General features: G+C 38.6%; 10 protein-coding genes and 4 pseudogenes. 11 read left to right on the top strand and 3 right to left on the bottom strand.

All coding sequences use genetic code 11. The features are described 5' to 3' along the window. Window positions 1-258: 258 nt before the first annotated feature. From K1I44_RS14450 to K1I44_RS14430, 5 genes and pseudogenes are all read left to right on the top strand, one after another. Entirely contained in the window at window positions 259-1,968 is a 1,710-nt protein-coding gene (locus K1I44_RS14450; protein ID WP_219986567.1) for a two-component system sensor histidine kinase NtrB, read from the top strand. Window positions 1,969-1,994: 26 nt separating this feature from the next. Then, on the top strand, window positions 1,995-2,318 hold the full coding sequence (locus tag K1I44_RS14445; protein ID WP_219986566.1) for a YnfA family protein: 324 nt from the start codon (window positions 1,995-1,997) through the stop codon (window positions 2,316-2,318). Between the two features lie 139 nt (window positions 2,319-2,457). Beyond that, window positions 2,458-2,907 (top strand): histidine utilization transcription antiterminator HutP, encoded by a 450-nt coding sequence (hutP, locus tag K1I44_RS14440; RefSeq protein WP_219986565.1) that lies wholly within the window; start codon window positions 2,458-2,460, stop codon window positions 2,905-2,907. A 92-nt stretch (window positions 2,908-2,999) separates the two neighbouring features. After that, window positions 3,000-4,523: a histidine ammonia-lyase gene (hutH, locus tag K1I44_RS14435; protein ID WP_219986564.1), complete on the top strand. Its 1,524-nt coding sequence runs from the start codon at window positions 3,000-3,002 to the stop codon at window positions 4,521-4,523. Between the two features lie 14 nt (window positions 4,524-4,537). Beyond that, window positions 4,538-4,636: pseudogene (locus K1I44_RS14430) on the top strand (hypothetical protein); the annotation flags it as partial. 218 nt (window positions 4,637-4,854) lie between these two features. Here K1I44_RS14430 and K1I44_RS14425 read toward each other — a convergent pair. Continuing rightward, window positions 4,855-6,011 (bottom strand): IS3 family transposase gene (locus K1I44_RS14425; protein WP_255573455.1). Its coding sequence is split into 2 segments (ribosomal slippage): window positions 4,855-5,756 and window positions 5,756-6,011, totalling 1,158 coding nucleotides; the frame shifts between segments, so codons are not numbered across the junction. Between the two features lie 73 nt (window positions 6,012-6,084). Here K1I44_RS14425 and K1I44_RS14420 point away from each other — a divergent pair. Both K1I44_RS14420 and K1I44_RS15440 read left to right on the top strand, forming a co-directional pair. Beyond that, window positions 6,085-6,516, top strand: a pseudogene (locus tag K1I44_RS14420) (UPF0236 family transposase-like protein). Then, window positions 6,492-6,620, top strand: coding sequence for a hypothetical protein (locus K1I44_RS15440; RefSeq protein WP_255573457.1), 129 nt, complete (start codon window positions 6,492-6,494; stop codon window positions 6,618-6,620). The pseudogene K1I44_RS14420 and the gene K1I44_RS15440 overlap by 25 nt, the downstream one beginning before the upstream one ends. A 728-nt stretch (window positions 6,621-7,348) precedes the next feature. Here K1I44_RS15440 and K1I44_RS14415 read toward each other — a convergent pair. Continuing rightward, window positions 7,349-7,848 (bottom strand): annotated as a pseudogene (locus tag K1I44_RS14415) (IS66 family transposase zinc-finger binding domain-containing protein); the annotation flags it as partial. 135 nt (window positions 7,849-7,983) lie between these two features. Between K1I44_RS14415 and K1I44_RS14410 the strand changes: the two are divergent. Genes K1I44_RS14410 through K1I44_RS14395 form a run of 4 tightly spaced genes read left to right on the top strand, consistent with a single transcriptional unit; the run spans window position 7,984 to window position 11,896 of the window. Next, complete coding sequence (locus tag K1I44_RS14410; protein ID WP_219986563.1) at window positions 7,984-8,880, top strand: McbB family protein; 897 nt, start codon at window positions 7,984-7,986, stop codon at window positions 8,878-8,880. After that, window positions 8,873-9,697, top strand: coding sequence for a nitroreductase family protein (locus K1I44_RS14405; RefSeq protein ID WP_051035080.1), 825 nt, complete (start codon window positions 8,873-8,875; stop codon window positions 9,695-9,697). Before K1I44_RS14410 ends, K1I44_RS14405 begins: the two co-directional genes overlap by 8 nt. 1 nt (window position 9,698) lies before the next feature. Beyond that, window positions 9,699-10,733 (top strand): YcaO-like family protein, encoded by a 1,035-nt coding sequence (locus tag K1I44_RS14400; RefSeq protein WP_219986562.1) that lies wholly within the window; start codon window positions 9,699-9,701, stop codon window positions 10,731-10,733. Between the two features lie 14 nt (window positions 10,734-10,747). Continuing rightward, window positions 10,748-11,896 carry a YcaO-like family protein gene (locus K1I44_RS14395; RefSeq protein ID WP_219986561.1) on the top strand — a complete coding sequence of 383 codons (1,149 nt, stop codon included), beginning with the start codon at window positions 10,748-10,750 and terminating at the stop codon, window positions 11,894-11,896. Between the two features lie 180 nt (window positions 11,897-12,076). Here K1I44_RS14395 and K1I44_RS14390 read toward each other — a convergent pair. Further along, window positions 12,077-12,170: pseudogene (locus tag K1I44_RS14390) on the bottom strand (ATP-binding protein); the annotation flags it as partial.

Genomic DNA, 12,170 nt, shown 5'->3' with positions numbered 1-12,170 from the left:
GATTTCGTGTACAATTCACTGTATAGTCCTCCTTGGTCTGATTTTAGGTGTTGACACCCCTGCATCATACCAAGAGGGCTTTTTTCTTTCAAGTCCCCGAAAACCTTTCTAACAGGAATGCTCCTTTATCTTTTTTTTTATTATATCTCATCAATGGCTTTTTAGGGATAAACGATCATAAAAAACCCCTGTTGCTTATTGTCGTTGTTTGCCATAGAATGATAGAGTCAAACTATTACAGATAGGTGAATACATTTCATGAAACGATTATTTGCACTATATGTGACGCTCATTTCTTTGTTTGGGTGTGCATTATTTCTATACATATGGCCATTTTCTAGTGTGCATGTGGAAGAGCAGTGGTTGTTGTTATTGTTGTTTGCGGGGACTGTGGCATTGCTAGATCGATATTTAATATGTCTTCCGCCTAGTGGTAATTCATTCACATTAGAATCATCGATTTATTTGTCCTTACTTTTTGTTTTTGGATTGAAATATACGCTGACTGTCCTAATGTTAGGGAGCTTTATCGTATATTTTACTCATCTTCGAAAAATGGTTTGGTGGAAACATGTATTTAATTTCTCCGTCTATGCCATTATGATATGCGGTTCATACTATGTGTACACTATTTTCGGAGGGGGAGTTGGAGAAATATCTTTAAAGTATTTTTGGGCCTATATTTTTTGCTTCCTCACCTATTTTATTTTAAACGCTGTACTTATGGCTTTATATTTTTCACTTCATTCATCTACGGACTTCATTGTCGTATTAATTAGCACAGTGAAAGAAGTTTCGTACATTTATGCGGTTACGTTGGTGGTAGCCATTATACTGTCTATTTTATTTAAATTCGATTCATTATTCGGTTTATTTTTATACACAATCATTATGCTATTACTCTCGTCAACATTTCGCCAATATTCTCGATTGTACGAAAAACTAGAGGACGACAAAGTATATATTGAACAATTACTAAATTCATTGCCTATCGGTTTGATCACAATCGATAATTCCAAGTCGAATCATTTCATTAACGATTCTGCGGCTACATTGCTCCGTTTAAGTAAAAAAGAAATTAAGCAGTTGATTGAGCAAGAAAAAGAAAGTGGATATAATGCTTTATTTTGGGGGCTTTTCATTCGCCGTGATCCGTTTCGGCAAGTAAAAGTACCATACGAAAGAAATGGTGAGAAAAAAATATTTTTAGTGTCACAATCGAATTTACTTAACTTGTACGGGGAGCATATTGGCCGTACAATTTTCTTTCTCGACATCACCGAAATTGAGGAGCTTACAAAACGCATTCATCAATCGGAAAAGTTGGCGGCAGTCGGAGAAATGGCGGCGAAAGCAGCGCATGAAATTCGCAATCCGCTTGCGGTCATTCATGGCTTTTTATCGTTTATGAATGAAAATATGGCACAAAGCGATCGCGAGCAATACCACATTCCGCTTTTATTAAAAGAAATTGACCGCATTAATGCGATTGTTGAAGATATGCTTTTGATCGCAAAACCGAGTGCGCCGATGTTGAAAGAGACGTATATGGAAACGATCGTTCAAGACTTGCTTTCGTTGTTGCAACATACGTTAGAGGCGAAACATATTCGCGTGCACGTCCGCCTTGACCGCGTTTTGTTGCGGCTCGATCCGAAACAAATGATGCAAATGCTATACAATTTGCTTCATAACAGCATCGAATCGATCGAAGAAAACGGCACGATTCGCATATATTCCGATATCGATGAGACGTACAATATGTACGTTTACGATTCTGGGAAAGGAATTCCACAAGACATGCAAGCGACGATGTTTGAGCCGTTTATGACAACGAAACCGTCAGGGACAGGCTTAGGGTTAACGATCGTTAAACGAATTGTTGAAAACCATGGAGGAACTATTGCGCTTCATGACAGTTCGGAAAAAGGCACGACGTTTGTTATTAAGCTACCGATTGGGAGATAGAAAAAATGAAAACAAGGAGCGAAAACATGAATGCCGTGATTTTATTTTTGTTAGCTGGTCTTGCTGAAATTGGCGGTGGATATCTTATATGGCTTTCGTTGCGTGAAGGAAAGTCAGTGATGTACGGAATCATCGGTGGAGTGTGTTTAGCGCTGTATGGAGTGATTGCAACGTTTCAGTCGTTTCCATCGTTTGGACGAGTGTATGCTGCGTATGGTGGGGTTTTTATTGTTTTATCATTATTATGGGGATGGTGGGTAGATAAAAAGACACCAGATATGTATGATTGGCTCGGTGGGGCGATCTGTTTAATAGGTGTCGGTGTCATGTTGTTGGCACCGCGCAGTTAAACTTTAGTTTAGTAACAAGGTGCTATATTAATTTGTTAAAAAGTGGTAAAAAAACAATTGACAGTCGAAGAGCAGACGTTTACAATAATGATAGATGATTAGTTTTTTAGAAAATTTAAAAAATAGGTGTTGATGGGCATTGCTGAAACAGGCAGGAGGCAGAATTGGTCGCAATGCAATTTTACTCGCGATCATGGAAGAGGAAGCGGAACAAGCGATGTTTGAGCAGTTGGCTGCATTGCGCTGGCGCTGTTGCAAAGGAAAAGTTGGAGCTATGGAGTTACAGAAAATTGTAGCTGCTATCGAAACAGCAGCAAAGCGAAACGGTGTCGTAAACGGGGAACTATACCGTGAAATGCACGCCCTATATCATGCGGTAGTTGAAGCGTTGCAAGGGGTTACAAGAGGCCAAGTAGAGTTAGGTGATTTTATGCGGACGGTCGGCCTTCGTTTTGCGGTGGTGCGTGGCATGCCTTATGAAAATGAAGCGGAAGGTGAATGGATTGCCGTCGCGCTGTACGGGACGATCGGGGCGCCGATTCGCGGGTTAGAGCATGAAACAATCGGATTAGGAATTAATCATATGTAGCCTATAGGTGATTAGTTTAGAGGAGGCTATTCCACAAGCTGATTTGTGGTATGGCCTCCTTCTTTATTTCATTAAAGGGATGGGGTGAAAGTGTGGTTATTTTAACTGGACATACGCTAACGTTAGAACAAGTCAAACGGGTATTATATCGAAACGAAGCAGTTGTTGCATCGAAGGACAGCATCGATGTTGTCAAGAAAAGTCGGCAAGCAGTCGAAGACATTGTTGCTGACAAAAAAGTTGTATATGGGATTACAACGGGATTTGGAAAGTTTAGCGATGTGTTTATTGAAGCGGATGATGTGGAACAATTGCAGTGGAATTTAATTCATTCGCACGCTTGCGGGGTAGGAGAACCGTTTCCGGAAATTGTATCACGTGCGATGTTATTGTTGCGAGCGAATGCGCTTTTAAAAGGCTACTCGGGTGTTCGCCCCATCGTTATTCAACGGTTGCTTGATTTATTAAATGCGTATATTCATCCAGTCATTCCGCAGCAAGGTTCTCTCGGTGCGAGCGGGGACTTAGCGCCACTGTCGCATTTAGCGCTCGCATTGCTTGGCGAAGGAGAAGTGTTTTACCGCGGACAGCGCGTGTTGGCAATGGAAGCGTTGACGAAAGAAGGAATCGCTCCTCTCTCGCTAAAGGCGAAAGAAGGATTGGCTCTTATTAACGGTACACAAGCGATGACGGCAATGGGCATTGTCGGCTATTTAGAAGCAGAACAGCTTGCGTATGAAAGCGAGATGATCGCTTCATTAACGATCGAAGGATTACGAGGGATTATTGATGCGTTTGATGAGCGCGTCCATCTCGTGCGCGGTTATCGTCAACAATCAGAAGTGGCGAAACGCATCCGCTCTTATTTAGCCGGAAGCAAGCTGACGACGACACAAGGAGAATTGCGTGTCCAAGACGCCTACTCGCTTCGTTGCATTCCACAAGTGCATGGGGCTTCTTGGCAAGCGCTCGATTATGTGAAAGAAAAATTAGAAATCGAGATGAACGCGGCAACCGACAATCCACTTATTTTTGACGATGGGATGACTGTCATTTCCGGTGGAAACTTTCATGGACAGCCAATTGCGTTAGCGATGGATTTTATGAAAATGGCGGTAGCAGAATTGGCTAATATTTCGGAACGGCGCATTGAAAGGCTGGTCAATCCACAATTGAACGATTTACCACCGTTTTTAAGCCCAATGCCAGGCTTACAATCAGGAGCGATGATTATGCAATATGCGGCGGCATCGCTTGTATCAGAAAATAAGACGCTGGCACATCCAGCGAGCGTCGACTCGATTCCGTCATCTGCAAATCAAGAAGACCACGTCAGCATGGGAACGATCGCTTCTCGCCATGCTTATGCGATTATCCAAAATGCGCGGCGCGTTCTGGCCATCGAATTGATTTGTGCGTTGCAGGCAGTCGAATACCGTGGGGTAGAGCAAATGGCGCCAAAGACGCGTGCCTTTTATGAAGCAGCACGGAAAATTGTTCCATCAATCACAAAAGACCGCGTCTTTGCTAAAGATATTGAGGCAGCGGCAAAATGGCTGAAGGATGTGGAATGGGATTTTTTTTCACAAATGATGAAAACGGTAACAAATAGATGAAAGGAGATAGTGGGATGAGACATATTCAAGCGAAAAGAGGATTACAACTCGAATGTAAAGGTTGGGAACAAGAGGCGGTATTACGCATGTTATATAACAACTTAGACCAGGAAGCTTGACCAAGCATTTGCGCCAGGGTGTCCAGCGATTAAACCAGGTGGGATGGTGGTATTATGTCAAGAAAATAGACACGTAAAATCGAGAAAAACTTTAAAACCCTACTACCGCACTTCGTTTGGTGGCCTCTTGAGAAGGAGAACGGTTTGGTAAACCCTTCCCCTCCTCAAGAGGAAAGATGTCCCTTATATCGTGACTTTGTGGAGAGAAGAGTTCATTGCTTTTTGCCTTGCTGATACATCTTCTCATATGCCATCGGAGATATGTACTCGTTAGCGAAATGAATTCGCTCGGCATTATAAAAACACTCAATATATTCAAAAATCCGATGTTTGGCCTCTTCCCTTGTTGCAAAGGTCTCGTGAAAAATCAGTTCCTTTTTGATGATGCTGTGAAACGATTCCGCACATGCGTGATCATAACAGTTTCCTTTTCGACTCATGCTGCTTTGCATACCGTGCTGTCGTAAGAGGGCTTGATACTCGTTCGATGCATATTGGCTCCCTTGATCCGAATGGTGAATCAGACCTGGTTGAGGCTTTCTCTCGTTGATGGCTCGGTTTAACGCTTTGATCACTAACTCTTTTGTCATTCGCTCAGAAAGACACCAGCCAACGATTTTACGAGAAAACAAATCCATGACCGAAGCTAAATACAGCCATCCTTCTTTCGTCCAAATATACGTGATATCCGCCACCCATACTTGATTCGGCTCATCTGCTTCAAACTGCTGATTCAATAAGTTGGGATACACAGGCAAATGATGCTTCAAGTTTGTGGTTGCCTTATATTTTTTCTTTGTTTTTGAACGAATATCACCATCTTTCATGATTCTGGCGACCGTTTTTTGAGATACCTTAACCCCTTGTTTCTGAAGAATTTTTGTGATTTTTGGACTGCCATACGTTTCTCTTGACTCGATATGAATCTTTTTGATTTGCTTTTTCAATGCTTCCTGTCTTTTCTTTTGTTGACTTTCTGGTCGTTTGGCCCATGCATAGTATCCACTTCTTGAAACGCCTAAGACTTCACACATCTTCGCCACGCGAAACTCCTTTCTATGCGTATGAATGAATTCATAAATTACTTCTGGTTTTTGGCGAAGATGCTCATGGCCTTTTTTAAGATCGCGTTTTCCTCCTCCAGATCCCGAATACGTTTTTGAAGTTCACGCTTTTCACGATCTTCTGGCTTGAGGTTTCCACTCCCGACAAAGCTATGCTTAGCATCTTTTTTATAATCTGCTACCCATTTATGAAGAGTTTTTGGCGAAATATCGAGTTGTCTTGCGGTTTGAGCGACCGCCTTTCCTTCCTCAACCACTAATTTTACTGCATGTATTTTGAATTCTTTATCAAAACGTCTTGTCATTATAGACACTCCCTATGATTGATAGATTTACTGTACATTTTCTCTATTCGTTGTGTCTATAATCTAGACTAACATCACATGGATCACAGCGTGTCGAGAATATTTCGGGGATAGGGGGTACTTTCAGCTCGATCGGTTCCATGTGGCGAGAGAGATTCGGCAATTGTTCCGAGGTCATGCGAGATATCGGTGATTCGAAAAAAAATTCGCGTCATGGGATGAAGAGGGGGTGTTGCGAGAACTCGCAAGTGCCATTGGTACGCTAGAACACGAGGAGAAGGAAAAGCAACTCGAGGCGCTTGTTCGTCGAATCGAGGAGATGCTAGGATGTTTGCGTGACTATCGCATATGGCTGCAGGAAAAAGGGATCGATGCAACGAATATGAGAGCGATGGGCAGTGCAGAGGGGACGATGCATATGTTTGCGAAACGAAGCGAAGCAAAAACGGTCGAAGTTGGAAGGACGCAGGGATTGAAGCGATGTTACGAGCGATCGTCGCGATAAAAGATACGTTACTTATTCGGACACGCCATGGAGTGATGTGTTGCGTGGAAGAACGAGAAGAAACGAAACGCGAAGCGAGCGTGAAAGCGTCTCATCTCGAATGAAGGAAGTGATTCGAGACAATATTCCGTATTTCCGTCAGTCTTCAGGAACGCCGATTTACGAGGCCCTGCAAGCACTAAAAGGTTTTTAAACACATACCTACAGGATGAGAGTAAGTAAAAGCACTTACATGAAACAAGTTCATAAAACCATATATAAACAAAAAGTCGGTCGAGAAAAAAATCTCCCACAAAGTCTTGACTCAAACACATCATAGATAAGAGAAGAAAAAATATTCCTCTTATGATATGGACGATGTGGCTAAATGCTTACCCTTTTTTGGTTAAAAATCTATAAATTTTCATTAAAAGTATTGTTTTCTTTTTTTTTGTTATAATTGTGCATGTAATAGTTTTAATTTTTTGATAGTTTTAAAAGTAAAAGAGAGGGGGTGAAATGTATGTATAGTGAGGAATCTTTACAAGAAGTGAGACATAAGAAAGTTAACACGAAGTATGAGTATTCGCAGAAGCAAACAAATATGTTTGGAGTGGGAGCTCTATCTTCAAGCTATGTTATGGATACAGTTCGACATGGGGATAATTATTGTTGTTGTTGCGTTTATAATTGTGGGGGTGCAGTGAATAAGACGAATAAAATGTAGATAAACCTTATATATCCAAATGGATATTTTAATCCAGCATACTCGATGCGATGCAATATCTCATCTGGATGCTGTAAGACGCGTTGTTCAAACTAGGTAATAACTGGCGATATTATTTTGATCATTAATTTGTATGTTGCACAAATACACGACAGGCGCAGTGAGCCGCGGACCATATTGTACATGATTTGTGACATGTGATGGGAACTCGGCTTGTTGCACGCACCGATAGTGCGGACATGATTTCACTTCGCGTTCATGTTGTGTGACTTCCATCGTCACGGGAGACAGATCCAATACTTTACAGTCATCGACTTTGAACGGTTTTACGTCACGCAAAGAAGCCCCACATCTTTGACACGTATGGACGCGATGGACGACACGATGGAGTGGCTGTTCTAATTGCCGGAGTGTCGTCCCTTCATGTCTCTCCTGTCCACCAGGCTTTTTGTCAGACGGTTCACAATAGGAAATATTTTTCATAAAACCAAGAAGATATTGGAATATGACTATTCTTAACGCAAATGTTCATTTTCTTGAATGAGTTGATGAATGAGCTGTTTTTGTTGTTGGACTTTGTGGATTAAGCTCTCAACCGTAAATACAGCTTGTCGTACCGTCACCATGCAATTCACACTTGTCTATCTGTATTCACATCATAGACAAGGAAAGAATATTCGGCTCACTTTATGAGGCGGCTGATATAGTTGCGTGCTGAAAATCCGATTCTACAACATAAATTTTTTAGAAGGAGAAAGACTATGAATGCATCAGTTTCATGTCTGAAAAGTTACAGATTAAATCAATATATTTTACATGAATTAGATTCAGATGAAGTAATAGTACAGAACGCAAAGGGAATTGTGCGAGTTTATGATTCTCGTTTGAAGGACTTCCTTAAGGAATGGGATGAATTCGGAACAGCGCTATTGTCTTATAGTGATTTCGAGAAATTCTTTGGAAAAGATACAAAAGAAGCATTAGAGTTTTTAAAGGAATATCACATCATAGAAGATAAAATTGAACCTAATTTAAATATAAAGAGGATTAATGTATATACCAATAATGTTGAAGTAGGGGGATATATAGAAAAGATACTAAGAATAGATTATAAACAAGACATTGATGTGTCTATGTTTTACAATAGGGAATTAAGTCCGAAGCAACTGGAGATACAGGAAGGAGATTTAATTTTAGTGTTTCTTAATCCATATAACAGGAGGGTAGCCAAGGGAATTCGAGATAAAGTAAAAAGTGTTGAGAAAGCTTTTTTGTTGTTTACATATGTGTATGGAAATTGTTTTTATATGGATTCCTTATATAACGGCTTTTTAAAGCCTCCTTGCCATATTTGCCATATATCTTATATTGAATCAAGTATTAGAACAACTGATTATAATGGTATAACTTACCAACATATCATTGACAGCTTGTACTCCGATCGCTCTTTTTTTTCGATAGAGGTTCCGCTCACTCAAAGTAACATCTTTAATATTGTAACTCAGATAACCAATCGAATAAGTAAACTAATTTTGTTGGATGAGGGTTCTTTTATCCAATCTCATGATTTTTTGGAAAGTTATATGTTTGACTTAGCAACCAGAAAACTTTATGTAGACAATCCAATTCATTGGGAGCTGTGTGACTGTTATGAGTAAAAAAGAAAATGAGTATCATGACACAATGAAAAGTATTATTTGGGATATATTTCAAGAACGTGCGTTATCACAGAGGATAATTACAGATGTTATAAAGTTTCACCAATCATCTGTCTTTTTTCGGGTCAAAAATATGAGGAGTAGTTTTATAAGTCCAGATGTAAGAGTTTGGTTAGAAAATGTAGAGTGTACAGATGTGTTACCAGATATTTTTGAAGAAGAAATACCACTATCAATTGAAAAGGTACGTATAAATGGTAGTAACCGAAGTTATAATTTGTCTTATCGGATGGATGAAAAAACACTAGGTGCAATAATGTATAAAGCATTTGGGCGTGACAATGAAACTTTATCAAAAAGGTATGGATCTGCTGGAGCTTTATACCCTGTAATGCCACTATTGTTGGTACTAAAGCCTAACGTAATTTCATCTTTACCAATGCCAGGGGTTTATATGTTTAATCCACTTTCTAATTCAATTTACAGAATTAGAAAATGGACTGAAAAAGACTTAGAGAAACTTAAAGAATGCATATTTATTGATGGAGAGGAGTTTGTTTCATCTCTGGTCATGGCATACGCAATCGATATAAGAAGAGCTGTAACAAAATATGGAAAAAGGGGTTATAGGCATGCGCTAATAGAAGTGGGATTAATGGCTCAAGGATTTCGTGAAAGCTTAAGAGAAGTGAAAGAGAATCTAGGGGATCTGTGTTGGTCAGGGTTTAATGATAATGCACTTACTTATTTAGTAGGACTCAATGTGCGATTAGCTCCTGTTGTATTATTACAATGGTTCGGTGAGAGGGGGGATTAAGTTGTTGTTTCAAAATATTGAAAACAATCATTTTAATGTGCCTGATTCTTTATTTATACGCAATTCTGTATATAAATCTTTTACAAAAGTAGGGACGCTTGTTAAAGGAGAAGATGTGAGCCCAAATGGTGCAAACGCACTCTCTATTTCTAGACAATTATCTATAAGGAAATCTTTTTCTGAAATGATTGAAAGAAGGAGTTTACTACTGGGAGGAAAGACAAATTATAAAGATCAAGTTCCTACTTGGGATATGGTAAGGAATATACCGTCATTCCTACCACATAGGTACACCATTTACCAAACTGAAGGATTATATATATCTGATACAACAGGAACAGCTACTCATACTGATAGTCGGAAAGCGATACAAACTGCCATACAGGAGTTGCTTGAGAAAAATGCTTTATATCTTTTTTGGTATGGGAAGAAAGGATACAAATTAAAACTAAAAAATTATAAGAATGACATACCCTCATTATACTTCAATCTTCTGAGATCTATGGAATTTGTTAAGTTATTCGTGAACGATACATTTTATCCGCTATTTGTGGTATTCGTAGCATTATGTACACATCAGAAAGATATTTATACTGGAATAGGGTCCTCGTTTCTATTAACATGTGCAATTCAGAAGGCTATTGAGGAGGCATATGTTTTAAAGTGGCAAAAAGAATTTAATTATATATTAAATACAAATTATTTAGGAAAAGATGGTTCTGCACAAGTAAAGAGTGATATTCAGTTGGAATATCTTTTAGAAATGGATGCCTTACCTTATTATATTTCTTCAGACAGAACATATTCAGATGGGGATATTAGAGATTGTTTTCCAAAATGGTTAACCAATCTACATATTATTATGCTACAAAATGAGCTTTATCCATTATTAAAGTGTGTAAAGGTTTTTTCATTAGATCTATATAATCATGTCCCTATTAAACAATATTTAAAAGTGAATCAAAAAATTAATGTGGAAACTGTTAAGATATCGAAAGATGTCTTGTGTAAAATTCCTGATTGCATTTTTGTGTGAGGTGATTTATGTAAATGTATATATTTAACCAAAAAGGTTCACCTTTTATATTGAAGGAAGCTGGTGTATATCGTTCATTGTTTCAAAATGCACCCAAAAAAGTATTTATCCGTCCCTCTCTTTTAGAAGGGGCTCATGGGGGAGCGACTCATTTTGAAATTTCTCGAGTAATCAAAGCTGCCTTAGGTGAACATATTGAGCGTACTTCTTTATATTTGAATTTAGGGAATTTTAAACAAAAAACTGTACACGCTTTAAACTTAGTAACATTAAAAACAATCGAAATCCCATTAAAAAGAATTTTGCTTTGTTATAATGCTAAAGTTTTTGATGGAGATCTAGAGGAAGGAATCGATTATAACGATTCATGTGGTGTTGCATCACATGTTAGTTCTTTTCGCGCAGTAAATAATGCATTTTTAGAGTTTTTTGAAAGACAGTGCTTTGTACATAACTGGCTTACACAGTCTTCAGGTAGAGAGATTAGGCAAGAAACAATAACTAGTGAATTGCTAAAGGAATTAATATATAAGGCAAAGCAGTTTGTAGACGATGTTTTCTTTTTTGACATTTCTTTACATAACAACTTGTATGTTATTCTCACATTAGGCTTTGGTAAACAGTATATGGCAATAGGATTAAGTAGCCATTGGAATTTGGAAGAAGCTATGTGTAAATCATTAGAAGAATGGTTTCAGTTTTTTGGTGGTAAGGTGAGTAAATACTATCTTTACGAAAAAAATAATATAGATTACAAAATGGCACATAGAGAATACAAGAGCAATTCTAACTATGTTCATTATGATCCTTGTTACTATTCTAACTACTTTTTTAGCACTTTCACACCTAGTAAGTTAAAGGAGAGCTTTGGTTACTTATTTGAACGTTCCATATCTATTGATTATAGAGAGCAAAGTAACCATCGAAGTGTTTCTTTTACAAACTGTATAAAAGAGATTTCAGAGGATTTACAATTAGATATTTTATGTGTATTTATTCCTTGCGTTTTAGAGAATGTTCCAGCAAAAATAGTTAAGGTTCTTTCTGAGAATGGTTATCCTCATATGCTAACGCAGTGGCTTAACCCACGGGATTACGTGTTTAGTAGGGTATTTAAGCAAAAGGAGTTTCCAAACGAAGGCAAGCCCATTCCGTTTCCATGATAACTGATAAGAGGGGGAAGAGACGATTGTATGTTAAGAAGAACATGGGAATTTTTCGTTTTGTTTAATAAAGAGGTTTTTTATAATAAAATTGCGTTTTTTTGGACACTTATTATTCCAATTGTCAAGGCCGATTATTTTTTCCCAAAAATCGCCGGTTTAAAATTCCCCAGAAGGACCTCATTGATCCTTCTGTTTTTCTTCTTGGAGCCTCTTTTCCCGTAATCGATAGCTTTCCCCCTTTAGGTTGAAAATGATGGAATGATGCAGTAAT

The organism is Anoxybacillus sp. ST4 (assembly GCF_019448545.1).
Lineage (GTDB): Bacteria > Bacillota > Bacilli > Bacillales > Anoxybacillaceae > Anoxybacillus > Anoxybacillus pushchinoensis.
This window is presented reverse-complemented; position numbering and strand designations above follow the sequence as displayed.

Bases quoted from the DNA above. Each gene is read 5' to 3' on its own strand.
- K1I44_RS14450 (WP_219986567.1), top strand. From the start codon at position 259: ATGAAACGATTATTTGCACTATATGTGACGCTCATTTCTTTGTTTGGG.
- K1I44_RS14445 (WP_219986566.1), top strand. From the start codon at position 1,995: ATGAATGCCGTGATTTTATTTTTGTTAGCTGGTCTTGCTGAAATTGGC.
- K1I44_RS15440 (WP_255573457.1), top strand. From the start codon at position 6,492: ATGTTACGAGCGATCGTCGCGATAAAAGATACGTTACTTATTCGGACA.
- K1I44_RS14410 (WP_219986563.1), top strand. From the start codon at position 7,984: ATGAATGCATCAGTTTCATGTCTGAAAAGTTACAGATTAAATCAATAT.
- K1I44_RS14405 (WP_051035080.1), top strand. From the start codon at position 8,873: ATGAGTAAAAAAGAAAATGAGTATCATGACACAATGAAAAGTATTATT.
- K1I44_RS14395 (WP_219986561.1), top strand. From the start codon at position 10,748: ATGTATATATTTAACCAAAAAGGTTCACCTTTTATATTGAAGGAAGCT.